The organism is Aestuariibaculum marinum (assembly GCF_014596975.1).
Classification (GTDB): domain Bacteria; phylum Bacteroidota; class Bacteroidia; order Flavobacteriales; family Flavobacteriaceae; genus Aestuariibaculum; species Aestuariibaculum marinum.
Genome location: NZ_JACVXD010000004.1, coordinates 12,689 through 38,603 on the forward strand (window position 1 = coordinate 12,689; position 25,915 = coordinate 38,603).

The following is a 25,915-nucleotide window of genomic DNA, read 5'->3' on the forward strand; positions in this document are numbered from 1 at the left end:
GACATATTGTGAGGCTAATTTCAATTAGAAATTTACTCAAACCCGAAATATTCGGGCGCGTAGCTCAGTTGGTTCAGAGCACTTGGTTTACACCCAAGGGGTCAGGGGTTCGAATCCCTTCGCGCCCACATAAGTTTAAAAACCTGATATAGAAATCGGGTTTTTTAATGACATATTGTGAGGCTAATTTCAATTAGAAATTTACTCAAACCCGAAATATTCGGGCGCGTAGCTCAGTTGGTTCAGAGCACTTGGTTTACACCCAAGGGGTCAGGGGTTCGAATCCCTTCGCGCCCACATACACATATTAATAAAATCCTAAAGTATTGTGCTTTAGGATTTTTTATTTGCTATTATTTCTTCTTTCAAATAGGCATTTATCTTACAATTAGGCATTTTTTAATACATTTAGGATTACATAAGTTGCTATTATGAATTTAAATGAAATTAAAGGTCTTTATAAGGAAGTGTTTAAAACCTATGACCACCCGTCTTTAGAAGAACATGTTAAGAAGATTGTCGAGTTAGATACGTATTTACCTTATAGTTCTACTTTTTTTTGTATTACTAATACTCGCGATCTCAAGTTTGAGTATATAAGTAAGAATATGACCGCTTGTTTGGGATTGGAAAAGTCCTTGTTCGAAACGCAGGGCATGCGTTATTTTTGGGGGAGAATGCATCCTGATGATGTAGAACAATGGTTGCAGGCTTTAAATGAATTGATGAAGTTTACTTTATCTGAAATTGATTTAAAGGATAGGAGTAAGATGAGTTATACCTGGAATTATCGCTTAATGAATGCCGATGGCGTTTACGTGAATATTGTACAAAATACAACACCTATTGAGTTTGATATTGCTAACAAGCCTATAATTGGTTTGGCTCATTATACCGTTATGGCGCCTGAGATTAAGATGAGTATATGTGCAACGGCAAAGTTGCTGAATGATAAAAATGAGTATGAAACGGTTTATTTTAATAATTTTTCTCAGAAATTGTTGACTGACGCAGTAAGTAATCGTGAGCGGGACATTATTCGTCTATTGGTTCTTAATTATTCCAGTAAAGATATTGCTGAAAAGTTGAATATTAGTCCAAATACGGTGGATACACACCGTCGCAACATCTTAAAAAAGTTCAATATTTCGTCTACCGGAGAATTGATTGGTATTATAAAAATGAATAATAGTATTATCTAAACTACTGTGATACTTAAAAAATTATATTAAAAATACTCAAATTGAGTATTGTTAAGCAGTCGATAAAATACAATCTTTGTTAAGCTATTAATTAATTCTTAGGGAGAGTTAAGTAAATATGTGCCTGTTAATATTCATTTATTTCAGGCACTTTTATTTTAATTTCAGTAAATCCAAAATTCTTTCCATAGCCATACCTCTGGAGCCTTTTATTAATAGTGTGGCATGGTTTAAATCTTTAATGTTGAAGTTGGCTTTAAAATCATTAAAGGAGCGGAATTTTAACAGGTTATCAACAGTTGTTTGAGTATTGAAGAAATTTTCACCAATAACAATTAATTTATTAATATTAAGAGATGTTGATAACTTCACTATGTTTTCATGTTCTTCTTTTGCGTCTTTTCCTAGCTCAAACATATCACCAATAATTGCTATCTTATTGCTGTCATTTAACTTATCAAAATTAGAAAGTGCGGCCTGCATACTGGTCGGATTGGCATTGTAAGCATCTAAAATGATTTTGCAAGTTTCTTTGTTAATAACTTGTGAACGATTATTGGTAGGAGAATAGTTTTCAATAGAGGTTTTAATATCGTTATCATCAATCTTAAAGTGATTTGCTATAGTGATTGCTGCTGCAATATTGTTGAAATTATAGGCGCCGATTAGCTGACTTTGAATCGTGAGTTGGTTATAGTTTAATTTAACATTGGGTTGCGCTTCAATAAACTGAATAGTGATATCGAAACCTTCAGTTTCACCGAATACAATTCTGTTGGTATTTGCAGTTTTCTCTAATTGAATAGCATCAGAACCGTTTACAAAAATGGTTTTGTTGTTAGCAATTAAATAGTCGTGCATTTCACTTTTTCCTTTGATTACGCCTTCAACACTGCCAAAACCTTCTAAATGTGCCTTTCCGAAGTTTGTTATATAACCAAAGTCGGGTTGAGCAATTTTACAAAGGACTTCAATTTCTTTTAAGTGATTCGCTCCCATTTCTACAATACCAATTTCTGTATTTTTAGTCATGGATAATAATGTTAGCGGTACACCAATGTGATTGTTTAAATTACCAATGGTAGCTGTAGTTTTATATTTTTTAGAAAGCGTAGCATTGATTAATTCTTTCGTGGTGGTTTTACCGTTACTTCCGGTCAGAGCTATAATAGGAAGTTTTAAATAGTTTCTATGATAAGTTGCCAGTTCTTGTAGGGTTTCTAAAACATTAGTAACAAGAATGGTTTGAGACGAAGTGTTGAATTCTTCTTCGTCAATAACACAATATTTCGCGCCGCGTTGTATTGCCTGTTCGGCGTATTTGTTGCCGTTAAAATTCTCACCTTTTAAGGCGAAAAACATATCGTTGAATTCAATTTTACGAGTATCGGTACTAATGGCGCGACATTCTAAGAATAGACTGTGTAATTGGGCTATTTTCAAAAGATGAAGATGTTTTAAATTGGAAAATAAAAGTATAAAAAAAAAGTCCTAACGATAGGTTAGGACTTTTAATATTATTAACAAGTTGTAGAACTAGTTTTTTGTTTTGAATTTTTGTTGAGATTTAGAACCTACTCTCGACATAGCACATCTAAACCCGATGTAATCTGTTGCCATATCTTGAGGGTAGTAGCGACGTTGCGCAGGGTCTAACCAGTACTCTCTGTCTTTCCAAGAACCTCCTTTGTAAACTCTGGCTTCATCGTTGATTAAAGACGTTCTGTTGTTAGATTTGTCATATTGTCTAATAAGATTTCCTAAAGAGTCTCTTGTTACAACATTTTTAGGTGAGTTGTACATTTTTCTGGTAAGCGCATCAGCATTAGTACCTTCTTCATCGTCGTTAAAGCTTTCGAAATAACGAGAAGATCTTTTATCTCCGTCTCTATAGTTAACTTGATTACTCTTGTCGAAGTTAGTACGTAAATAAGTTTCGTTTTCATCAACAGGCACTTGTAAAATTTCACCTGGTAGATTTCTTGCTATTATTTTTCCGTTAGAAAGTGTATCGTACACGATGTCTTCTGGAGTTACTACTTTTACAGTTCCGTCATCGTTTAATGCATTTTTTGTATAAACGTTACCACGGTAGTAGTTGAAATCGTTGAATTCGTCATCAACAATCGGACGGTAAACATCGGCAACCCATTCTGCTACGTTACCAGCCATATCGTATAAACCGTAGTCGTTAGGCTCGTATGATTTAACAGCATTTGTAATGTCAGCTCCATCATCAGACCAACCTGCAATTCCGCCGTAATCACCTTTACCTTGCTTGAAGTTGGCTAGATGATCTCCACGGTATTTACGTTTTCCATTACGAGTGTATTGTCCTTCCCATGGGTATTTTTTACGCCCGCGGTATAAGTTGTAACTTCTAATTTCACTTAAACCTAAGGCTGCATATTCCCATTCTGTTTCTGTTGGAAGTCTGTACTTTGGTGTAATAAGTCCTGTTTCTCTGGTTGCATATATATTAGTTTCGTTACCATCGGCATCGGTTCTAACAAATCTTTTGTTTCTGCTGTCAGGATTTATAACTTCTTCGTTTCCTCCGTAGGTTAAAGTTGGAGCATTAATATAAGTATCCGTATTAAAAGTGGCATCAGCACCAACATCTGTAACTTTAGCATCGCGTTTAAGGTAGCCTTCGCGCTCTAGTGTATATTCGTTAACACGATCTGTACGCCAGTTAGCAAACTCAACGGCTTGAATCCAGCTAACACCTACTACAGGATATTCACCGTAAGCAGGGTGACGCAAGTAGTTATCAGTCATCACTTCGTTATATCCTAAACGATTTCTCCAAACTAATGTGTCTGGTAAAGCACCGTGATATATAGCTCTGAAGTTCTCATCAGAAGGTGGATAAACGCGTTTAATCCAGTCTAAATATTCCATGTACATGGCATTAGTAACTTCAGTTTCATCCATGTAGAACGATTGAACGTGTTGCTGGTTAGGCGTATTATTCCAATCGTGCATTACGTCGTCCTGTACTCGTCCTTTGGTAAAGGTTCCTCCTTCAATAAAAACTAAACCAGGAGCTGTTTCCTGTTCTTTAAAGTCTGTATTGTATTGAAAACCTCCCTCACGAGAGTTGATTTGCCATCCGGTAGCTCTGGAAGTGTTCTTCGAGCTCGATGATTTTTTACAACTAGTTATGGTCGCGGTTAGGGCTAAAACTAGTAAAACCTTGAATGCTACTACTTTTTTCATATTCATACATTTAAGTAAGCTAATAATATTTTTGGTGATGCAATATAAGAATTAAACCTAACAATGCAAGCGTATTTTTACATTTTACCCAAAAAAATGTGCATTTCAACCTATTTTTTGGTTCTTACATCGATGTTTTTGAGGTTTTTCGATCTTATTTTGTGTTTTATTAACGTGTATATTGCTAAATTATTATTGTATTTTTGAATCTGTTTTTAAAATAGTAGCTTATAGTCATACTATATAGGTGTTATTCACGTTAATTTTAGCAATGAAAGAGAAAATTTTATTCATCTTATTTTTAATTTCTGCTTTTGCTTTTGGGCAGCAGAAAACGTTTAATCTGACTTGGAAATCTTCTAAAACGATTTCCAGTGATACGTATACGCTGGAATTGCCGGGGTTTAATGATGAGAATTTTAGTTATGATTTTACAGAAGGTCTTCGATTTGTTTCTCAATGGTCAACCTCCAGCACAGTAGATGAAAGTTCTTTGGCGGTTAGTAATGTGGTTTACGCTTCAATATCTAAACAGGAGTTAAAAGATTTGGATGTTTCCACTATTACGTCAAATTTAAAATATAGTTTAAAAAATGCGATAGCCAGAGATAAACGATATGTGTTGTTTCAAATAACACCTATTATTAAAGATGCTAACGGCACGTTTAAAAAAGTAATGTCGTTTCAAATAAATTATTCACAAGGAGGAAATACTTCGAAAACCAATTTATTAAATAAAACTTATGCATCTAAGTCTATAGCTAATTCGGTGCTTAGTAGCGGGGAGTGGTATAAGTTTTATGTCGATACAACAGGTGTGTTTAAATTGTCTAAAAGTTTTTTACAGCGTTTAGGGGTAAATGTTAATAGCGTAGACCCAAGAACCATCAAACTATATGGTAATGGAGGAAGAATGATACCGTATTCCAATGCAGAAGCTTATCCGTACGATGTGCAGCAAAATGCGATTAAATTTGTTGGAGAAGAAGATGGTATTTTCGATAATAACGATTATATACTGTTTTATGCTCAAGGTCCGCGAATGTATAATTCTGAAAGCAATACGAATATCAATTGCTACACAGACAAAACATACTATTATATAAATGTTAGTGCTGGTTCAGGAAAGCGTATTCAACCTTTCGTTCAGCCAACCGGGACTGTTGGTATGGTAATTAATACATTTCAGGACTACAAGTTTTATGAAAAGGATGAACATAACATAGCGTTTTTAGGTCGTCGTTGGTTTGGCGATCGGTTTGATGTAGATAACAATAAAACTTTTTCTTTTGATTTTCCTGATTTGGTCACTTCTGAACCTGTAACTTTAAGGGTTTATGTGGCTGCTACAGCATCAACATCAACCTCTATGAATGTGAACGTAAATGGGAACTCATTAACGACTATGAATTTGAGTGGAGCCAATTCACCAACGCTTGCCAGTGGAGCTTCATACTTTAATAGTATTACGGTAAATTCATCAACGATTAATGTAGGGTTGAATTACAATAATCAAGGAAACCCCAGTGCTGTAGGTTATCTTGATTATATCTCGGTAGAAGCGACAAGATCGCTTAAATTTCATAATACACAGTTCGAATTTAAAAATGATAAGGTAATCTCCGCTTCCGGTATAGGTGAATATCAGATTACGGAAGCTTCCGGTATTTCTGAAATTTGGGATGTGACCGATATCTATAATGTGTCGAATTATGTTAATAGTGAACAGGCTGCAACCCTTAGTTTTACCGCTGCAATGGGAGAGTTAAGGAATTACGTTGCTGTTACTAACAATGATTTTTACGAACCCAAATATGATTCTAATACTACTATTAGTAATCAAAATATAAAGGGAACGGTTTTTCAAAATAGTTTGGGAGAGTTTCAGGATGTCGATTATATTATTGTTTCGCCAGATAATATGTTGAGTCAGGCCAATCGTTTAGCTCAGATTAATGCAAATCAGTATGGGCTTAACGTGAAAGTATTTGGTTTAGATGAAATTTATAATGAATTCAGTACCGGAAATCAGGATATTGGAGCCATAAGAAACTTAGTTAAATATGTTTATGATAATGCCAGTGCGCCTGATAAACGTTTAAAATATCTTTGTTTGTTTGGAGATGGATCTTTTGATTATAAAGACAGAATGGCCAACAATACGAATATAGTACCATCATGGCATTCCTATAATAGTTTTAATTTAACCAACTCATACATCTCAGACGATTTTTACGGTATGATGGATGATAATGAAGGAACCATGCTAACCAGTGATAAACTGGATATTGCTGTGGGAAGAATTATAGCCGATAACCCGCAACAGGCTAAAGAGCTTGTTGATAAAATTGAATCGTATTATGCTAAGGAGGCTTATGGAAGTTGGCGAAATAATTTTGTTGTGGTTTCAGATGATGTGGATCAGGATTGGGAAGGTATTTTGCAATCTACTACCGATAATCTTGGGAATATGGTAACAGAGGCCAAGCCGTTTATGAATGTTGTAAAGATTCATAGTGATGCCTTTAAACAGGAAACTTCTGCTGGAGGAGAGCGTTATCCGGAAGCGTCAACAGAATTTTTAAATGCCATTGATAACGGAGCATTGGTGGTTAATTATTTTGGGCATGGAGGAGAAGATGGCTTAGCTCAGGAACGTATTTTAACGAAACCAAATATTGAATCTTTCAGAAACTATAATAAACTGAATTGTTTTGTAACGGTTACTTGCGAGTTTACAAAGTTTGATAATCCGTATAGACAAACAGCAGGAGAGTTTACCTACTGGAACAAAGAGGCAGGTGCTATTGGTTTAATAACTACAACCAGGCAGATATTTGTGAGTTTTGCTATCGCATTTAATAATGTTTTGGGCGAGTATCTTTTTTCTTTTAATGATAATGATGCTTATGGAGATTTTGAATATCCATCCATGGCAGAAGCTTTACGCCTAACAAAAAATGACCCAATCATATCAGGTCAGAGTCAAAGGCGTTTAATATTTTTTATAGGAGATCCAGCAATGAAATTAGCTTTTGCTAAACCAAATGTTAGGTTAACACAAATTAATGATGTCCCAATTGCTCAATCAACAGATACATTAAAAGCATTAAGCTATGTTAAACTGGCAGGTGAAGTTACCGATTTGTCTGGAAATATACTTTCTAATTATAATGGTGTGCTTTCTACCACGATTTATGATAAAGATATTGATAGGCAAACTTTGGCAAATGATGGGACTCGATTAAATGGGGAGTTAGTAAAGTTGAACTTTAAAACATTGGGAGAAGCTATCTTTAGAGGGCAAGCCACAGTTGAGAACGGACAGTTTGAATTTGATTTTATAGTTCCAAAGGATATTGGTATTCCTGTTGGTTTTGGTAAAGTTAGTTTTTATTCTGAAAACGGAGCTTTGTTAGAAGATCAAACAGGGGCAAGTGTTAGCACAATAAAAATTGGAGGACTGAATGAAAATGCCGAAGAGGATAATATCGGGCCTGTGATTACTCTTTATATGAATGATGAATCATTTGTCTCTGGAGGTATTACTAATGAATCACCAACGTTATTAGTGAAACTAGAAGATGCAAATGGGATAAATACCGCAAGTGGAATTGGTCATGATATTGTTGCGATTTTAGATGGAGATGAAACTAACCCTTTCATATTAAATGATTATTATCAAACAGAGTTGGATGTATACACGAATGGTACAGTAAGTTTTCCTTTTCGAGATTTAGAGCCTGGTTTGCATACATTAACTATTAAAGCTTGGGATGTTTACAATAATTCATCAACTGCCGAAATTCAATTCGTGGTCTATGATGAAGATCAGGAACTGGTAATAGATAATGTTTTAAACTATCCTAACCCGTTTGTAAATTACACCGAATTTTGGTTCAATCACAATAGTTCGGCCCCTTTAAACGTTTCTATACAGATATTCACGGTTTCAGGAAAGCTGGTAAGAACATTAAATGGTCAAACAGCAGGTGGAGGCATTGTAAATAGCACTCTTTCAAGAGATATTGTCTGGGATGGTCGAGACGATTTTGGAGATAGAATAGGAAAAGGAGTGTATATTTACAAATTAACGGTGCAATCCGACATTTTAAATAAAAAAGTTGAAAAAATAGAGAAACTCGTTATACTTTAGATAATAAGAAATATTTGTAGAACAAAATCTAACCAATGAAAAACCAATTATTATTTCTTTTAGCACTGGTGGCTATTATAAACGTTAGTGCACAAACAACTATAATTCCAAATCCAAATGATTCTAGGGTAATAACAACCGGTATGCCGTTTGTTTTAATTGCACCAGATGCAAGAGCGGCAGGTATGGGAGATATGGGAGTGGCAACTTCAGTTGATGCTTTTTCGCAACAATGGAACTCTTCTAAATATGTTTTTTCGGAAACAAAATCAGGAATAGGTGTTAGTTATACGCCTTATTTAAGTAAGCTAGTAAACGATATTTTCTTAGGAAACGTAACATATTTTAATCGTTTAGATGAGCGTAGTGCATTTGCTGTGAGTTTTAAATATTTTTCTCTAGGTGATATTGAATTTGTAGCAGATGAATTCGCTACACCGTTAATTCAGCGTCCAAATGAGTTAACTATCGATGCATCTTATGCTTTACGTTTATCAGATCAGTATGCAATGTCTGTGGCAATGCGTTATTTGCGTTCCGATTTAAGATTAGATGGTGTAGATGGCGATACAACGCCGGCTGGTACGTTTGGTGTTGATATTTCCGGATATTACCAAAGTGAAGAGGAAGTGTATTCTGATTTTAATGGACGATGGAGAGCAGGTTGGGCCATCCAAAACATAGGTCCTAAGTTTAAATACGATCAAGGGGGTTACGAAAACTTCCAGCCGACTAATTTAAGATTAGGAGGGGGCTTCGACTTTATTTTCGACCAGTATAACACGATTGCCGTAACTGCAGAGTTTGCTAAATTATTGGTGCCAACACCTCCGATTTTAGGTACAGAATACGAGTATGTTGACAACAATGGTAACGGTGTTTATGACGAAGGGGTTGATGATTTAGGTAATCAGGTATCAGAAACAAATGGTGTGATTTACAAAGGGAAATCACAAGATGTTAGTTTCTTGTCTGGAATCTTCCAGTCTTTTGGAGATGCTCCGGGAGGTTTTAGCGAAGAGTTAAAGGAATTTACATGGGCATTAGGTGCGGAATACAGGTATCAGGATTCTTTCGCTTTTAGAGCTGGTTATTTTAATGAAAGCGAGGAAAAAGGAGCTAGAAAATTTATGGCCTTAGGAGCCGGATTTAAAGCGAATATTATAAATATTGATTTATCTTATTTGTTCTCTACTTCAAAAGTACAGAGCCCACTTGAAAATACATTGCGTTTCTCTTTAACCTTTAATATTGGTTCTGGAGAATATATGGAGTATTAAGTAAATACTTAGATATTACAAACAAAAAAACTATTGCTCACAGCAATAGTTTTTTTGTTTGTAATAGTTTCTTAACTTTATTGAAGCGAGGAACTGTAAAAGTGATCCTCATCTATCAATTGGGTATATGAAACAAATAAAAATAGAAACGGTTTTACAGGTTTTCGATTCTATAGATGAATTACCTGTTAATATCAAGTCTTTAATGAAGAAAGCTGTAGAAGCAAGAAGTAAAGCTTACGCACCGTATTCTAAATTTAATGTAGGCACAGCGCTTTTATTAGACAATGGTGAAGTTGTTTTAGGGAATAATCAGGAGAATGCTTCCTATCCATCGGGTTTATGTGCTGAACGAACTGCTATTTATTATGCGGGTGCACAGTATCCCCAAGCTAGAATTTTAAAAATCGTAATTACAGCGACTTCTACACAAAAGCCAACAACCAGTCCTATTCCACCATGTGGTGCTTGCAGACAGGCTATTGCCGAATATGAAATAAAGCAAAAGGAACCGATAGAAATTTATTTTATGGGTGAATCTGGTTCTGTTGCCATGTCAAAATCTCTTGAAAATCTCTTGCCCTTTGTTTTTGATAAATCGGCACTTTAATTTTCCTAAAAGTGCAAATTATTGGTTTGGTTAAACGTTTGAAATTTTAAAAAACGTATCGTTTTTTGTAAAATGTTGAAAATATGTCAAAGTTGAATATGAAGCGTTTTTTTTTTGACATTTTTTTTTACTTTCATTAGTTTCTGTTTTTGCAATAGCGTTCAATGTATTACTTTTGTAATTCGCTTAAGTAAAACCTAGAAATTAGTCGATGCAAAAAATCACAAAAGAGGTTTACCTCAAATGGTATGAAGACATGTTGTTCTGGAGAAAGTTTGAAGATAAACTTGCTGCAGTTTACATACAACAAAAAGTAAGAGGATTTCTTCACTTATACAATGGTCAGGAAGCCGTGTTAGCAGGAGCTTTACACGCCATGGACTTGACAAAAGATAAAATGATTACTGCTTATAGAAATCACGTTCAACCAATTGGTATGGGTGTAGATCCTAAACGTGTTATGGCAGAATTATATGGTAAAGTAACAGGAACATCTCATGGTATGGGTGGTTCTATGCACATATTTTCTAAAGAGCATCGTTTTTATGGTGGTCACGGTATTGTAGGTGGGCAAATTCCTTTAGGAGCAGGTATTGCTTTTGGTGATAAATACCACGGTAGTGATGCTGTAACGTTATGTTGTTTTGGTGATGGTGCCGCTCGTCAAGGGTCACTTCACGAAACATTTAACTTAGCTATGCTTTGGAATTTACCAGTAGTATTTGTTTGTGAAAACAACGGATACGCGATGGGTACTTCAGTAGAACGTACTGCAAACCATAGCGATGTTTGGAAATTAGGTTTAGGATATGAAATGCCATCTGCTCCGGTTGATGGAATGAATCCTGTAAAAGTAGCTGAAGCATTTGATGAAGCTATTCAACGTGCACGTAAAGGTGGTGGACCAACGTTCTTAGAGCTTAAAACTTACCGTTACAGAGGGCACTCAATGAGTGATGCTCAGCACTACAGAACGAAAGATGAAGTAGAAGAGTACAAGAAAATAGATCCTATTACGCAAGTAAAGGAAACTATTTTAGCTGAAGGGTATGCTACCGAAGATGATATAAAGGTTATCGATAAGCGCGTTAAAGATCGTGTTTCTGAATGTGAGAAATTCGCAGAAGAATCTGCATGGCCAGAAATACAACAACTTTACGATGTGGTTTACGAACAAGAAGATTATCCATTTATTAAACATAAATTATAAGATATGGCTATAGTAGTAAATATGCCGCGTTTAAGCGATACAATGGAAGAAGGAACGGTCGCAACTTGGTTAAAAAAAGTTGGTGACAAGGTTGAAGAGGGTGATATTTTAGCTGAAATAGAAACAGATAAAGCCACTATGGAATTTGAATCTTTTAATGAAGGAACGTTACTTCATATTGGGGTTCAAGAAGGTGAAACTACCAAAGTAGATGAGCTTTTAGCAATTATAGGAGAAGAAGGAGAAGACATCTCTGCGCTGTTAAGTGGAGGAGGTTCTGCCTCGGCGGCTCCAGCAAATGAAGAAGCACCAGCTGCTGCTGAGGCTGCTCCTGCTGAAGCAAAAGAAGAAGCATCAGAAGCAGTAGACTTACCAGAAGGTGTTATCATGGTAACGATGCCGCGTTTAAGCGACACCATGGAAGAAGGAACTGTAGCCTCTTGGTTAAAGAAAGTAGGTGATGAGGTGTCAGAAGGTGATATTCTTGCTGAAATTGAAACCGATAAGGCGACAATGGAGTTCGAATCATTTCAGTCAGGTACGTTATTACATATAGGTCTTCAGGAAGGTGAGTCTGCAAAAGTAGATTCATTATTAGCTATTATAGGTCCTGCCGGAACAGATGTTTCTGGCGTGGCGGCTAACTTTAAGGTTGATGCTCCTGCTGCAAAGACAGAAGAAGCTCCAAAAACTGAAGTTAAAGTCGAAGCGCCTAAGGCAGCTCCTGCATCAGCTCCAGCTGCTGACAAACCAGTGAAAAGAGCAGCTACTCCTGTTACAGAAAACGGACGTGTATTTGTTTCTCCATTAGCGAAGAAAATAGCTGAAGAAAAAGGTATCAACCTAACAAAAATACAAGGTACTGGTGAAAACGGACGTATTGTAAAATACGACGTAGAGAATTACGAACCAGCTCAAGGTGCAGCTGCAGTTGGTAAGTTTGTACCAGCAGGTCAAGAAGATTTTGAAGATATTCCTAACTCGCAAATGCGTAAAGCGATTGCTAAGGCGTTAACAAACTCTAAGTTCTCAGCACCGCATTATTACCTAAGTGTAGAATTCGATATGGAAAATGCTATGGCTTTCCGTGCGCAATTCAACACAATTCCGGATACAAAAATATCATACAACGATATGGTTGTTAAAGCTTGTGCTTTAGCATTAAAACAGCATCCTCAGGTGAATTCGCAGTGGTTTGCAGATAAGATGCGTTTAAATAATCACGTTCATATTGGTGTGGCTGTTGCTGTGCCAGATGGATTAGTTGTGCCAGTAGTAAAATTTGCTAACGAGCAAACTTTACCACAAATTGGTGCTGCAGTAAAAGAATTAGCAGGAAAAGCTAGAAATAAAAAATTAACACCTGCTGAAATGGAAGGTAGTACGTTTACAGTTTCTAACTTAGGAATGTTTGGTATTGATACCTTTACATCAATCATCAATCAACCTAACTCAGCAATTCTTTCTGTTGGTAATATTGTTGAAAAACCAGTCGTTAAAGATGGTCAAATAGTTGTTGGTCACACAATGAAATTATCATTAGCCTGCGATCACAGAACTATTGATGGTGCTACAGGAGCTCAATTCCTTCAAACTTTAAAAGGATATATTGAGAACCCTGTAACAATGTTAGTGTAATCATTATTCTGAATAATTTAATTCGGGATTTAGTTATATAATATTTTAAAAAAGCCTAATTCAAATTGAATTAGGCTTTTTTTATTTGTGTTTAGAGTTCAGTTATTCAGAGGTTACAGGATCAATTATAGTTGATACTGTACTTATCATATTAGCCGGAAAGCCACCTTGTTTGGCATGTTCTTCTACCAATTCTTTATTAGGCGCAATATACACACAATAAATTTTGTTTTCGGTTACATAACTTTGTACCCAGTTAATTTCGGGTCCCAGGTTTTGTAAGACCTTACATGAGGTTTGAGAAATTGATTTTAATTCTTCACCAGAAAGGTTACCTGCTCCAGGTATTTCTCTTTCTATTACATATTTAGGCATAATTTTAATGTTTAAAGGTTTATTATTTAGCAATTATCATCCCTTTTAATGACCATAGTATTGCGAGTACATCTTTTTTTGTGTCGTCGTCTATTTTATGTTCATCTAAAGCAATAAAAATATCATCAATGGCACACATATACTCGGTTGGGCTAATATTCATGCCCTTGTGAGCTGTTTCCATATCTCTGCCTTCATAAACGGCAGGTCCGCCACTACCTGAATTAAAGAAATTAATGCTGTGTTGTACAACCGTTTCAAAATATTCAGGTCGGTCTTTGTAAGGAAGAAATCGCGCATTAATGTCTGGGTTTTCCATGTGTATATTAATTGCACGTCTTACGATTGCTGAAATGCCATCATTTCCTCCTAATCTTTCGAATAGTGATTTTGTCATAATTTATTGGTTTTACGCAGGCAAAAGTACTAGTAGAAAAGAGGCAATGAATTTAAATTAGGTAGACCTTGATAGGGGTAACATAAGTGTTTAAATGTCTAGTAAGTTTCTCCAGAAGAAGAATGGTCTATTACAGTTACTACTTTTGCAATAGTGTTAGCCGGGAATCCACCTTTTTCGGCGTGTTCTTGAACGAGTTCTTTACTCTCAGCAAGATAAACACAGTACATTTTATTTCCTGTAACATAGCTGTGAAGCCATGTAATTTTAGGCCCCATTTCTTTAAGTACACTACAGGAAGTTTTTGAAGCTGTTTTAAGGTCGGTAGCAGACCATGTGTCTAAGTTAGGGATTTCTCGTTCAATAACATACATACTTTGGCTTTTTAATGTCGTTTTTTCACGTAAAACATCTGGAATTGATTTTTCCTGAGCAAATAATTGGAATGAAATTAGTGTCAGTACTAAGCACAAAACAAATCTAAAAGTTTTCATAATTTTTGGTTTTAGGGTTAAATAAATTAGGTTACATCCCAAAATTAAAACCTTGTTATGAAAGTTATTTGTACAAATAATTCAAAAACTTGTATTTTTAAATCATTGATAAATAATGTTTTATGGTTTTTTTTGTTGGGCGTATTGTGAAGGAATGGTGTTGTATTTATTTTTAAAACATTTGGAAAAATAAGCAAGGCTATTAAACCCGGTTTCAAAAGCAATTTCAGAAATATTTCCTTTTTGGTTGTTAATAAGTTTTAAAGCACGATCTAATCTATAGTCTCTAATAAAAGTATTTGGGGATTTTCCTGTAAGGGCTTTAAGTTTTCTGTAAAGTTGAGATTTACTAAACCCTAAATTATCGCTAAACCTATCGATATTAAATTCAGGATTTTGCCAGGTGTTTTCAATTTCATCCATTACTTGTGTCAGGAATGTTTCTTCAGAAGGACTTAAAACCCGAATTTCATGCTTGGCAGAAATAGGATGTCTTTGTTCATTTTCATAAAGCGTTTTTACTTCAAATGATATATTTATAGCGGAATTAATAACTTCTGATAAACGCGTGGTTAAAATGATTGTTTCTTCAAATATTTGAGGCTTATCTGTTACAGGATCACCGGAAGCGATACCGATTTTTATTTGTGAGGATGCATCGGTGTATTTAGGTCTTAATTCATTTTCTATTTTTAAAGCTGTATTGATAGCTTTATCGGCAGATTTAAATGAAATTAAATACGAGTGAGATGTGTTGTTAACAATATTACCTTCTTGTTCTTTGATAAGATTGTTAATAGCTGTTTCAAAATGTGTTGAAATGGATTGCGTAATATTTGAATCCTGATTGTTTATTATCCTCAGGTTTTTAACAGTCATTAATATACGGTGTGCTGAATCTTTAATGATGTTTAGTTGGGTATTTTCAGATTTTTCGGGATCTGAAATTCTTCCAAGAAAGGATTCTACAATAGTCGGTTCAACTTCAATAATCGTGTTAGGCACATCGCCATGTGCATGTCTATGCATACTTTCTATGGCGGCTTTATTCGGAGCTTCAATCAGGCAAAAAGCATTTTGACGTCTTTCATCAAACCAATAGGTAAACCCACGACAACCGTATTCGTGTTCAATTTTTAAGTCTTCTTGGTGTATTTGTGCTAATAACTCAGCCGATACATTTTCAGAGACATCGTGACGATCCATAAATATAGGCATGATTAATAAATTTCACACAAATTAATGATTTATAGTGAGTTACGCAATTCTATTCGACCAGTTGTAATAATTGGAATTAATCGGATTTTAATTTTATTAGGGTATTGAACTTTTTTATCTTTAACCACAAATAAAAATTAATGCATAAAAATATCATAATAACTGGAACGAGTAGAGGGATAGGTTTTCAGTTGGTAGAATTGTTTGCGAAAGCAGGACATAACGTGTTGGCACTTTCCAGAAACGAAAAGCCAATAGCAAATTTAAACCTTAATAATGTAACTTCATTTTCTTTTGATTTGGCTGATGCAAAAGCTTATAAAAAGGTTGAAGATTTTATATCGACAAATTGGGAACAGGTTGATGTTTTAATTAACAATGCAGGAATGTTGGTAAATAAACCTTTTTCTGAAATTACCATGGGCGACTTCGAAGCGGTTTACAAAACGAATGTTTTTGGTGTTGCAGAACTTACTCGTACTGTATTGCCATATATGAAAGTTAATAGCCATGTAGTAACGATTAGTTCTATGGGAGGTGTACAAGGGAGCATGAAATTCCCAGGGTTAGCCGCATATAGTTCAAGTAAAGGTGCCGTAATTACCCTTTCGGAATTGTTAGCCGAAGAGTACAAAGAATCAGGTATATCTTTTAATGTCTTAGCCCTTGGAGCTGTACAAACCGAAATGTTAGAAGAAGCGTTTCCTGGTTATCAGGCACCAACATCGGCTATAGAAATGGCTGAATATATCTTCGAATTCTCGTTAACAGGAAACAAATATTACAACGGTAAAATGTTACAAGTTTCGAACTCTACACCTTAATAAACTCTATGAAAAAATATAAATGTATAATTTTTGATTGCGATGGGGTGTTGGTTGATACCGAAGTTATAAGCAATCAATTACTGGTAGATATGGCTAATGAATATGGTGCTAATATCGATTTAGATTATGCCATGAAATACTTTAAAGGAAGTCATTTTAAGCATTGCTTAAACCTTATAAAAACATTGGTAACTGAACAGGTTCCTGATTCGTTTGAGAAAGATTATAGAACAGAATTAGACAGACAGTTTAAAGAATCGGTTCAACCTATTAATGGCATTAAAAAAGTTATAGACCATTTAGAAATCCCGTTTTGTGTGGCTTCCAGTGGTACAGTTGAAAAAATTCGATTGAATTTAGGTTTGGTTGGACTTTTAGATGAGTTTGAAGGAAAAATTTTTAGTTGCTATACTATTGAAAAATGGAAGCCAGAGCCCGATGTGTTTTTACTGGCAGCAAAAACTATGGGTTTTAAACCTGAAGAGTGCTTAGTAATTGAAGATAGTAAATTAGGAGTTCAGGGAGCTAAAAATGGAGGTTTTGATGTTTTTGGATATACCGAACACGATTATTATAATGATTTAGAAGGTTTAGCAACCCAAACCTTTCAGAGCATGGATGAATTGATAGATATGATTCCGTAGTGGTTAAGGGACTTTAAAATAAAACCCTTATTTTTGTTTATATGCATGAGAAACTTCAGGATTACATTCCACAAAATGCCATTCCGCAAGTTGTAAACCTTTTAGATCATGATGATTTAGTTATCAAGGTAAAAAAAGAACGTAAAACCCGTCATGGTGATTATATGCGATTACCAAACGGAAAGCATCAAATCACGGTGAATTCCAATTTAAATGAATACAGGTTTTTAATAACACTTATTCATGAAATAGCTCATTTTGAAGCTTACAGAACCTTTGGAAGATTAATTAAGCCTCATGGTATTGAGTGGAAGAGAACCTTTCAGTATTTAATGCTACCATTTTTAAATCCGGATATTTTTCCGGAATCACTATTGCCTTTATTGGCAAAACATTTTAAAAACCCTAAGGCATCAAGTGACACCGATGTTAATTTAGCCTTAGCATTAAAGCAATTTGATGAACCAAATGGTAAAACTTATATATTTGAAGTGCCTTTAGGAAGTATGTTTAAGTTATACAATGGGCGAATTTTTAAAATGGAAGGTAAACGTACCAAGCGTTTTGAATGTGTTGAAGTTAAGACGGGAAGATTGTATCTATTCAATCCTAATGCAGAAGTAGAATTATTAACCAATAATTAGTTTGAAGTTAATAGGGTGTTGAAACTTTCATCAACTTTGAACAAAAAACCGACATAGATGAATAAAAATTATTACGCCATTTTAATGGCAGGAGGTGTAGGGTCGAGATTCTGGCCAGTTAGCACACAAGAGTTTCCAAAGCAGTTTCACGATATGCTAGGAACGGGTGATACACTTATCCAAAAAACATTTCAGCGATTATCACGATTAATTCCAAAAGAAAATATTTTTATTCTAACCAACGAGCGTTACAACGATCTGGTATTTGAGCAATTACCAGAATTAACCGAGCGTCAGGTTGTTTTAGAGCCAGCTATGCGTAATACAGCACCTTGCATTTTGTATGCCTCTCTTAAAATTCAGAAGGAAAACCCGGATGCTGTTATGATAGTGGCACCAAGTGATCACTGGATTGAAGACGAGGTGGCTTTTTCTAAAAATGTGGAGCAGGCCTTTAATTTTTGTGAAAAGAATGATGCATTAATGACTTTGGGGATTCAACCTACATTTCCGAATACGGGTTATGGTTATATCGAATTTGATAAATCGTCTACAGAAACTATTAAATCGGTTAATCAGTTTAGAGAAAAGCCAGATTACGACACAGCAAAAGGGTTTATAGAACAAGGAAATTTCCTTTGGAATGCCGGTATTTTTATGTGGAGCGTAAAGAGTGTTATTGAAGCTTTTAAAAATAACCAACCGAATTTATACGCTCATTTTGAAAAAGGAATAGTAACATATAACACCGATGCCGAAGAAGCTTTTATAGCTGAAAATTATCCGTTGGCTGAAAATATTTCGGTGGATTATGCTGTAATGGAAACATCAAAAAATGTATATGTTATTGCAGCAGAGTTTGATTGGAACGATTTAGGAACCTGGGGAAGTTTATACGATAAGTTAGGAAAAGATGGAGATGATAATGCTGTTGTAAATGCCAGAACACTTACCGAAGATGCCTCAGGTAACATGATTCGAACTAAGAATAATAAAATTGTTGTGGTTGATGGATTAGAAGATTATATCATTGTCGATAAAGATGATGTCTTACTAATTTACCCTAAAACAAAGGAACAGGATATAAAACAAGTGCTTAAAAAGGTGAAAGATACCTTTGGTGAGCAGTACGGATAGAAGATTTCTATTCTAGATTTTAATGGTTCGGTTTTTAATTGAAAAGATTAATAACCGAACCATTTATTTTATATATTAGTATGTTACTAGTAATCTCACACCAATGGAAGAAAACAAGTTCAATTTTTCTGAGGAAGAACAAAAGAAGGAGCAAATTGTTGATGAAACAAAGGCGGCTGTTAAAAAAGATGCACAAGGGCTACTTTTAAGTATTAAACGTTTTTTTAGTGAATTACTGGATTTTCGTGATGACACTGATAGGGATGCTACCATTCAGGCGATTAAAAATGATATCCCGTTTAAAGGAGCTACAGCATGGATTTTAGTGTGTTCCATTTTTGTGGCGTCGATTGGTCTTAATGCGAATTCAACAGCTGTTGTTATCGGTGCCATGTTAATATCACCATTAATGGGGCCTATTCTGGGGATTGGACTCTCCGTTTCTATTAACGATATTGATACGCTAAGAAAATCATTGGTCAATTTTGGAGTAATGATTGTGCTCAGTGTTTTTACTGCATTTTTATTCTTTTGGTTTTTCCCGTTAAGTGAAGAATCTTCAGAATTACTCGCGCGTACGCAACCCGATATACGCGATGTGCTTATTGCTTTTTTTGGTGGTTCGGCGTTAATTATAGCCAGAACCAAAAAAGGAACAATTGCTTCTGTCATTTTTGGTGTGGCCATTGCTACAGCCTTAATGCCTCCATTATGTACTGTAGGTTATGGTTTGTCTGTTGCTTTAGATCAGGAATTTGGAAAGGGAATGCGCTATGCACTAGGAGCGTTGTATCTATTTATTATTAATACCATTTTTATAGCCTTAGCGACTTTTTTAGTGTTGAAAGTTTTAAAATTTCCCATGCTTAGATATGCTAATTCGGCACGACGTAGACGTATTAGCCGATTGGCTACAACCCTAGCCATTGTGGCTATGATTCCTGCTTTATGGACGTTTGTAAACGTATTAAAGCAGAGCCGATTTGAGCTTGATGCTAGTAATTTCGTAAAAAGAGAATTAAGTGCTTTACCGCACTCAGAATACATAAAAAAGAACGCTTCATATAAATATTCAGAGGATAAAAAGATACCATCAACAATAGAACTGAATACGTTTGGTTTAGATGAAGTAGATGAAAATTCTATTGCATTACTTGAAGATAGAATGCGAACTTATGATGCTTTAAAGACCAGTAAATTAATTTTTAATCAGAATAAGAGTAAGAATTTAGATAACTTAAAATATATGGAACAAATTCGTTATCGAGATTCGATTGATTTATTAGGACAATCTCAAAAAATTGTATTTCTGGAAGGCCGATTAAAAAGCTTGGAAAAGCTGGAGCGACAACAAATACCATTTGATGAATTAACTAAAGAAGTCAAGATTCTTTATGATGGTATCGATAAATTATCTTACTCAAGTGTTATTACTTCTAACTTTGATAAAACAGATACGTTATCGGTAATTACAGCCAAGTGGGATACTAAAAAGATTAAGGAAAAGGATATTGCCAGTCAACAAGAAAAACTTGAAAAGTGGTTAAAGCAAAAATATAAATTAGATAGTCTAGTAGTCACCCGACAGTAAAAAAGTCGGGTTTGTTTTAGGTTTTTCTAAATTTGAATTACTCATTTTCCTCAATATACATACGTCTTACTTTTTTGAATAAGTTAGACGAGTATACAAAATCGGTTACCGAAGTGTTGTCGGTTTTAAATATGGTGTCTTTAGAGCCTTCCCATTCTTTGTAACCGTTTTTAAGAAAGACAATTTTTTCCCCAATTTCCATTACCGAGTTCATGTCATGTGAATTGATTACTGTTACAATCTGGTATTCATCGGTAATCTCCTGAATTAAATTGTCAATTACAATAGATGTCTTCGGGTCTAAACCTGAGTTAGGTTCGTCACAAAACAAATACTTTGGGTTGTTAACAATAGCACGGGCAATAGCGACACGTTTTTGCATACCTCCAGAAGCTTCACTGGGCATTTTGTTATGTGCATTCTCAAGATTTACGCGTTTTAAAACAAAGTTTACACGATCTTCCATTTCGCTTTTACTTTGCTTAGTGAACATTTTTAAAGGAAACATGACGTTTTGTGCAATGGTCATAGAATCGAATAAAGCACTCCCTTGAAATACCATACCTATTTCGGCACGTAAATTACGTTTTTCAGCATCAGATAATTTTGAAAATATCTTTCCGTCATAGGCAATACAACCTTGCTCATAATCAAATAACCCTAAAAGGCATTTTAAGAATACGGTTTTACCAGAACCACTTTGTCCAATAATAAGATTGGTTTTTCCTTGTTCAAAATTCGTGGTGATACCTTTTAGAATTTCAGTATCTCCGAACGATTTATGTAAATCTTTAACCTCAATCATTAACTTAAAAGCATTTGGGTTAGTAAATAGTTTAATATAATAATAACCACACTGGTCCATACAAACGATGTCGTACTGGCTTTACCTACTTCAAGAGCGCCACCTTTCATGTAATACCCATAAAACGATGGTATTGTTGCTAAAACAAACGCAAAGACAAAAGTTTTTATAAAAGCATAGGAGACATGGAATGGTATAAAATCGGTTTGAATACCTGAAATATAATCTTCTAAAGAAGTAAAGCCTCCAAAAACACCAGCAGCTATTCCTCCTAAAATTCCTAAAAACATACCAATAGCAATTACAAACGGATAAAGCATTAAGGCCACTGTCTTAGGAAAAACAAGGTAGTTTAAAGAATTAATACCCATAACTTCTAGAGCATCTATTTGTTCGGTAACACGCATAGTTCCAATACTCGAGGTTATAAATGAACCTACTTTACCGGCCATAATTATAGAGGTAAATGTAGGTGCGAATTCTAAAATAATAGATTGTCTGGTTGCAAAACCTATCAAGTATTTAGGAATTAAAGGGTTGTCGATATTTAAAGCAGTTTGAATAGTAATAACGCCACCAACGAAAAACGAGATAAAGGCAACAATACCTAATGAGCCTATAACTAAATCGTCAATATCTTTAAGTATTAATGTTTTCATTACCGACCACTTTGTTGGTTTACGAAACATATTAACAATCATTAAAGAATATGCGCCAATATTATGTAGATAAGTCATATGCAAAATTAATAGTGCTAAAGTAAAAAAAAGTAACAGGTAATTAACGTTAAATTTAAATTATGATTTCATTTAATAAGTATTTTTGGCATCTTTATAAAAATTTTACCATGAAAAAAATTTCAACTTTTTTATCTCTTGTTATACTTGCTATGGGGTGTAAGGCACAGCAACAACCTAAAGCATCCCAATCAACAGAGCAATCGTCTTATTACTTCAATCATAAACCAAAATTGGTGGTTGGTATTGTAGTCGATCAAATGCGATATGATTATTTAACTCGTTTTTATACTAAATACGGAGAAGGAGGTTTTAAACGTATGATGAATGAAGGATTTAACTGTAAAAACAATCATTTTAATTATGTGCCAACCAAGACAGCTCCAGGACATGCTTCAGTGTTTTCTGGAACAACACCAAAATATCACGGTATTATTTCAAACGATTGGTATGACAAAGAAATAAAATCATCAGTGTATTGTGCTGGAGATGATAGTGTAGAACCTGTAGGAACAACCAGTGATGCGGGTAAAATGTCGCCACACCGTATGATAACCACCACTTTTGCAGATGAAAATAGATTATTTACACAAATGCGAGGAAAATCAATCGGAGTTTCTGTAAAGGACAGAGGCGCTATTTTACCAGCCGGACATTCGGCTAATGCGGCATATTGGTTTTATGGAAAGGATCAAGGAGATTTTATTACCAGTACATATTATATGAATGATTTACCAAAATGGGTGAAAGATTTTAATAGTTCTGATGTTGCAGAATCTTACTTAAAACCTTGGACAACTTATTACGATATTAAAACTTACACCGAAAGTGGAAGCGATTTGAATAATTTTGAAGGTGGATTTACTGGTAAAGAAACAGCCACGTTTCCTTACGATTTACAAGATTTGAAAGATAAAAACGGAGGTTTCGATATTTTAAAGGGAACAGCCTACGGAAACAGTATTGTAGCCGATTTTGCTATCGCTGCTTTAACAGGAGAACAATTGGGTAAAGACGAACATACCGATGTGTTAACCGTTAGTTTTTCAAGTACCGATTATGTTGGGCATAACTTTGGTGTTAACTCAAAAGAGATTGAAGACACTTACATTCGTTTAGATTTAGATTTGGAGCGTTTCTTTAATGCTTTAGATGAAGAGGTAGGAAAAGGAAATTACACTGTGTTTTTAACGGCCGATCACGCTGCGGTTGATGTACCTGCCTATTTACAAAGTGTAAATATCCCTGCAGGTTATGTTACGCCAAAAGAGAATGCCAAAAGAATGAGAGCCTTTTTAGTTGCTAAATACGGAGTAGATTTCATCGAGAATATTAGTAATAATCAGGTGTTTTTCGATCGCGCTAAAATTGCTGAAATGAACTTAGATTTGGATGATGTTCAAGAAGCTTTGGTAAACGAGATTATAAGTTATAAAGATATTGATAAGGCATATTCTGCAAAAACATTAACAACGACTTCTTTTCCAATAGGTCTTGAAGCTTTATTACAAAAAGGTTATAACCAAAAGCGTTCAGGTGATGTTGTGTTCGATTATAAGCCGGCGCATATTTCTTATGGACATACTGGGTCTACCCATGGTTCAGGTTTCGATTACGATACGCATGTGCCATTATTATTCTTTGGAAAAGGCATTAAGCATGGACAAACGTTTGACAAAACTGAAATCACTGATATTGCTCCAACCATATCTGCATTGTTAGATATTAGTTTCCCTAACGGAGCGATTATTGGAAAACCTTTAGAATTTGTTTTAGAATAATTTGAAAAACAAAAGTATATATACCTTATTTGCCGTTGTACTTGTTGTGGGTGTTTATGGTTACGAACACTTTTTAAAAGAAGAAGAAAAGGTTCAAACCATAGAGGAAGGAAAAGTTGTTAAAACAGATACTAACGCGTATTTCCTCCCAACAAGTACAACCGGCCAAATAGTGCATCACGATAGTTATTCGTTAAGTTATAATGAAGCTTATGAGCAAGCAGAGTGGGTGGCTTACGAATTAAAAAAATCACATTTATCACATACTAATTTTAAGCGTCCTTATTTTCAAATTGATCAGGCTGTAAAAACAGGGGCTGCACATTGGCGTAATTATAAAAAATCTGGCTATGATAAAGGCCATTTATGTCCCGCAGGAGATAGGCGTTACAGTCAGGCAGCACATGATGAAACCTTTTTAACAAGTAATATTAGTCCACAGGATCACGATTTTAACGCAGGTATTTGGAATACGCTCGAACAGAAAGTACGGTATTGGGCCAATAAGTATGATGGGGTTTTTGTGGTTACCGGAGGTGTCCTTCAACCTGGATTAAAACGCATTGGTAACGAAAAGGTTGCTGTGCCTAAACAGTTTTATAAGGTGTTGATTGATATGAATTCTGGCCAACCTAAAATGATCGCTTTTTTAATACCTCACAACAAATCTAAAAAACCTTTGTACGACTTTGTGGTTTCGGTTGACTCTATCGAAACACTTACTGGAATTGATTTCTTTCCCGAATTAGATGATGCTATTGAGACCAAACTGGAAGCGTCTAGCAGTTATAAAGGGTGGAGTTTTTAGTTTAACTCCGAATTTTGGTTTAGTATATAGGCCGCTCTTCCAGAACTGATACAACAACCTTTATGCGCTTCAGAGTGGTTGTTCGTAGAATTAGGAGCTATACAACGCTGCTCACCAATCTGGTTGTTCACTTTAACCACATCAGGTTTAGGTTGTTCTTGAGTTAGAAAGAAGATTCCAACAATGCAAATTAATAGGAGTCCGAAAGTTTTCATAGACTGAAAATAGCAATTTTTAGAATAATAATCCCAATAGGTTTGTCTTTAAATTGGCTTTAACTGAATTTATTCAGCATGCCTTTCCAACGTAAATTGCGAATAAATTGGCCTTCTTCAACAGAAACTAAAGGTTCAATATTATGTTTTTGAGCTTTAAAATAACCTGCCATATAATCCCTAAACAACGAAAAGCTCTTTTTCTTATACGCCAGTTTTAAAGCAGAAATGAGAGTGATGGTAAAGCCATAACGCATTTTGTACATCGCTTCTCCTTGCAGGTATTTTGAAGCTTTATTATAACTGATGCCTGTTGGTTTTAAATGTTTAACATGTAGTGACTCGTCGGTTAAAATAGACCAACCATAATATTTAGCCAAAAGTTCATCAACCGTATCCCAACCCATGGACGGTTTAAGTTTACCGATTTCTAGAAAACAGGCTTTTGTATAAGCTTTTAAAGCACCACGAATGTGGTCTTTGTTGGTTAAATTTTCCAATACCCAACCCCCATTTTTTTCAATATAACAGAAACCTGCAGCCATACCCAATTTGGGGTTACTTTTAAAATGGTTGGCAATTTTCTCTAAATAATTTTCAGGAAAAATCAGGTCAGCATCAAATTTGCAAATGATGTCGTAATCATCATCTAATACGTCATATCCTTTATAAAAGGCATTAATGATTTTTGATCCCGGTAAGTGTTTGTTAGAGGATTGCGAATTTACTAATTGAATCCAATCGTGTTTCGAAGCGTAAGATTCTACAATAGCCTGAGTGCCATCGGTAGAGTTGTCGTTAACAATTACAGCGCGTTTAGGTAGTAAGGTTTGCTTGGTTAGAGATTCTAAAGTCAATCCAATAGAGTCTTCTTCGTTATGCGCCGGTATGATGATGTAGAAATTCAAAATTGAAATGTTAAAG

The 25,915-nt window shown here is 35.0% G+C and carries 23 protein-coding genes and 2 tRNA genes; 15 read left to right on the top strand and 10 right to left on the bottom strand.

What is annotated here, in order from left to right:
* Positions 1–53: 53 nt before the first annotated feature.
* The 3 genes from ICJ85_RS08785 to ICJ85_RS08795 all read left to right on the top strand — a co-directional run bounded on the left by ICJ85_RS08785 (position 54) and on the right by ICJ85_RS08795 (position 1,202).
* Positions 54–128 (top strand) — tRNA-Val (locus tag ICJ85_RS08785).
* Positions 129–222: 94 nt separating this feature from the next.
* Positions 223–297: transfer RNA gene (locus ICJ85_RS08790), tRNA-Val, on the top strand.
* Positions 298–431: 134 nt separating this feature from the next.
* Complete coding sequence (locus ICJ85_RS08795; RefSeq protein WP_188223428.1) at positions 432–1,202, top strand: LuxR C-terminal-related transcriptional regulator; 771 nt, start codon at positions 432–434, stop codon at positions 1,200–1,202.
* Positions 1,203–1,355: 153 nt separating this feature from the next.
* Here ICJ85_RS08795 and ICJ85_RS08800 read toward each other — a convergent pair whose 3' ends face one another.
* Together ICJ85_RS08800 and gldJ are read right to left on the bottom strand one after the other, a co-directional pair.
* Positions 1,356–2,645 carry a UDP-N-acetylmuramoyl-tripeptide--D-alanyl-D-alanine ligase gene (locus ICJ85_RS08800; protein ID WP_188223429.1) on the bottom strand — a complete coding sequence of 430 codons (1,290 nt, stop codon included), beginning with the start codon at positions 2,643–2,645 and terminating at the stop codon, positions 1,356–1,358.
* Positions 2,646–2,738: 93 nt separating this feature from the next.
* Positions 2,739–4,430, bottom strand: a complete 1,692-nt coding sequence (gene gldJ, locus ICJ85_RS08805; protein ID WP_188223430.1) for a gliding motility lipoprotein GldJ — start codon at positions 4,428–4,430, stop codon at positions 2,739–2,741.
* A 265-nt stretch (positions 4,431–4,695) separates the two neighbouring features.
* On the opposite strand from gldJ, the gene porU reads away from it, so the two are divergent.
* From porU to ICJ85_RS08830, 5 genes are all read left to right on the top strand, one after another.
* Positions 4,696–8,580 carry a type IX secretion system sortase PorU gene (gene porU, locus ICJ85_RS08810; RefSeq protein WP_188223431.1) on the top strand — a complete coding sequence of 1,295 codons (3,885 nt, stop codon included), beginning with the start codon at positions 4,696–4,698 and terminating at the stop codon, positions 8,578–8,580.
* A gap of 35 nt (positions 8,581–8,615) precedes the next feature.
* Positions 8,616–9,860: a type IX secretion system outer membrane channel protein PorV gene (gene porV / locus ICJ85_RS08815; protein ID WP_188223432.1), complete on the top strand. Its 1,245-nt coding sequence runs from the start codon at positions 8,616–8,618 to the stop codon at positions 9,858–9,860.
* 127 nt (positions 9,861–9,987) lie between these two features.
* A complete protein-coding gene (cdd, locus tag ICJ85_RS08820; RefSeq protein ID WP_188223433.1) occupies positions 9,988–10,470 on the top strand; it encodes a cytidine deaminase in 483 nt (160 codons plus the stop codon).
* A gap of 211 nt (positions 10,471–10,681) precedes the next feature.
* Complete coding sequence (gene pdhA, locus ICJ85_RS08825) at positions 10,682–11,680, top strand: pyruvate dehydrogenase (acetyl-transferring) E1 component subunit alpha (protein WP_188223434.1); 999 nt, start codon at positions 10,682–10,684, stop codon at positions 11,678–11,680.
* Between the two features lie 3 nt (positions 11,681–11,683).
* Complete coding sequence (locus ICJ85_RS08830; RefSeq protein WP_188223435.1) at positions 11,684–13,318, top strand: pyruvate dehydrogenase complex dihydrolipoamide acetyltransferase; 1,635 nt, start codon at positions 11,684–11,686, stop codon at positions 13,316–13,318.
* A gap of 102 nt (positions 13,319–13,420) precedes the next feature.
* Here ICJ85_RS08830 and ICJ85_RS08835 read toward each other — a convergent pair whose 3' ends face one another.
* The 4 genes from ICJ85_RS08835 to ICJ85_RS08850 form a co-directional block, all read right to left on the bottom strand.
* The gene (locus tag ICJ85_RS08835; RefSeq protein ID WP_188223436.1) at positions 13,421–13,693 is read right to left on the bottom strand and encodes a DUF4242 domain-containing protein; all 273 of its coding nucleotides are present in this window, start codon (positions 13,691–13,693) and stop codon (positions 13,421–13,423) included.
* A 22-nt stretch (positions 13,694–13,715) separates the two neighbouring features.
* Entirely contained in the window at positions 13,716–14,090 is a 375-nt protein-coding gene (locus ICJ85_RS08840; protein WP_188223437.1) for a group I truncated hemoglobin, read from the bottom strand.
* Positions 14,091–14,188: 98 nt separating this feature from the next.
* A complete protein-coding gene (locus ICJ85_RS08845) occupies positions 14,189–14,584 on the bottom strand; it encodes a DUF4242 domain-containing protein (RefSeq protein WP_241739520.1) in 396 nt (131 codons plus the stop codon).
* A gap of 120 nt (positions 14,585–14,704) precedes the next feature.
* Positions 14,705–15,802, bottom strand: coding sequence for a nickel-binding protein (locus tag ICJ85_RS08850; protein ID WP_188223438.1), 1,098 nt, complete (start codon positions 15,800–15,802; stop codon positions 14,705–14,707).
* A gap of 140 nt (positions 15,803–15,942) precedes the next feature.
* On the opposite strand from ICJ85_RS08850, the gene ICJ85_RS08855 reads away from it, so the two are divergent.
* The 5 genes from ICJ85_RS08855 to ICJ85_RS08875 all read left to right on the top strand — a co-directional run bounded on the left by ICJ85_RS08855 (position 15,943) and on the right by ICJ85_RS08875 (position 20,645).
* Positions 15,943–16,626, top strand: coding sequence for an SDR family NAD(P)-dependent oxidoreductase (locus ICJ85_RS08855; protein ID WP_188223439.1), 684 nt, complete (start codon positions 15,943–15,945; stop codon positions 16,624–16,626).
* An 8-nt stretch (positions 16,627–16,634) separates the two neighbouring features.
* Positions 16,635–17,273, top strand: a complete 639-nt coding sequence (locus ICJ85_RS08860; protein WP_188223440.1) for an HAD family hydrolase — start codon at positions 16,635–16,637, stop codon at positions 17,271–17,273.
* A 41-nt stretch (positions 17,274–17,314) separates the two neighbouring features.
* Positions 17,315–17,917 (top strand): SprT-like domain-containing protein, encoded by a 603-nt coding sequence (locus tag ICJ85_RS08865; RefSeq protein ID WP_188223441.1) that lies wholly within the window; start codon positions 17,315–17,317, stop codon positions 17,915–17,917.
* 57 nt (positions 17,918–17,974) lie between these two features.
* Positions 17,975–19,054: a mannose-1-phosphate guanylyltransferase gene (locus tag ICJ85_RS08870; RefSeq protein ID WP_188223442.1), complete on the top strand. Its 1,080-nt coding sequence runs from the start codon at positions 17,975–17,977 to the stop codon at positions 19,052–19,054.
* A 103-nt stretch (positions 19,055–19,157) separates the two neighbouring features.
* Entirely contained in the window at positions 19,158–20,645 is a 1,488-nt protein-coding gene (locus ICJ85_RS08875; RefSeq protein ID WP_188223443.1) for a DUF389 domain-containing protein, read from the top strand.
* 37 nt (positions 20,646–20,682) lie between these two features.
* Here ICJ85_RS08875 and ICJ85_RS08880 read toward each other — a convergent pair whose 3' ends face one another.
* Positions 20,683–21,450, bottom strand: coding sequence for an ABC transporter ATP-binding protein (locus tag ICJ85_RS08880; protein ID WP_188223444.1), 768 nt, complete (start codon positions 21,448–21,450; stop codon positions 20,683–20,685).
* Positions 21,450–22,187 carry an MlaE family ABC transporter permease gene (locus tag ICJ85_RS08885; RefSeq protein WP_188223445.1) on the bottom strand — a complete coding sequence of 246 codons (738 nt, stop codon included), beginning with the start codon at positions 22,185–22,187 and terminating at the stop codon, positions 21,450–21,452. Before ICJ85_RS08885 ends, ICJ85_RS08880 begins: the two co-directional genes overlap by 1 nt.
* A 110-nt stretch (positions 22,188–22,297) precedes the next feature.
* Between ICJ85_RS08885 and pafA the strand changes: the two genes are divergently transcribed.
* Entirely contained in the window at positions 22,298–23,968 is a 1,671-nt protein-coding gene (pafA, locus tag ICJ85_RS08890; protein WP_188223446.1) for an alkaline phosphatase PafA, read from the top strand.
* Position 23,969: 1 nt separating this feature from the next.
* Positions 23,970–24,776, top strand: a complete 807-nt coding sequence (locus tag ICJ85_RS08895; protein ID WP_188223447.1) for a DNA/RNA non-specific endonuclease — start codon at positions 23,970–23,972, stop codon at positions 24,774–24,776.
* Here the strand turns inward: ICJ85_RS08895 and ICJ85_RS08900 are convergent.
* Together ICJ85_RS08900 and ICJ85_RS08905 are read right to left on the bottom strand one after the other, a co-directional pair.
* Positions 24,773–24,991, bottom strand: a complete 219-nt coding sequence (locus ICJ85_RS08900) for a hypothetical protein (protein ID WP_188223448.1) — start codon at positions 24,989–24,991, stop codon at positions 24,773–24,775. The genes ICJ85_RS08895 and ICJ85_RS08900 overlap by 4 nt on opposite strands.
* A gap of 59 nt (positions 24,992–25,050) precedes the next feature.
* Entirely contained in the window at positions 25,051–25,899 is an 849-nt protein-coding gene (locus ICJ85_RS08905) for a glycosyltransferase family 2 protein (protein WP_188223449.1), read from the bottom strand.
* Positions 25,900–25,915 lie beyond the last annotated feature (16 nt).